Source organism: Thermococcus sp. ES12 (assembly GCF_012027515.1).
Lineage (GTDB): Archaea > Methanobacteriota_B > Thermococci > Thermococcales > Thermococcaceae > Thermococcus > Thermococcus barossii.
In genome coordinates, this window is sequence record NZ_SNUP01000126.1 from 1 (window position 1) to 399 (window position 399).

Sequence of the window (399 nt, forward strand, 5' to 3'; positions counted from 1 at the left end):
TAGAGAGGATACGTGAAATTCTACTTGATTATAGGGGGGATAAATAATGAAAGTTTTAATAATGGCTGGCGGCTATGCCACTCGTTTGTGGCCGATCACAAAGGGTAAACCAAAACCCCTTTTGCCTGTGGGAAATAAATATATTATCGATTACATTCTTGAGAAGACTAAGGATCTTGGTTTGGAAGTTCATGTATCCACCAATAAGTTCTTTGAGAGGCATTTCAAGAGTTGGGCCGAAAAAAACAACATTGGGCTTATTGTAGAGGAAACCATAAGTGAAGAGGAAAAGCTGGGGACTATTGGAGCTATTAAATATGCAGTCTCAGAACTTGGCGTTGACGATTACCTTATAGTTGCTGGTGACAATTTGTTCTCCTTTTCTCTGGAAGACTTTTT

General features: G+C 39.1%; 1 protein-coding gene. It reads left to right on the forward strand.

Annotated elements, in window-relative coordinates:
- Positions 1-46: 46 nt before the first annotated feature.
- A partial coding sequence (locus tag E3E37_RS11385; protein WP_167717467.1) for a sugar phosphate nucleotidyltransferase occupies positions 47-399 on the forward strand: 353 nt, incomplete at its 3' end.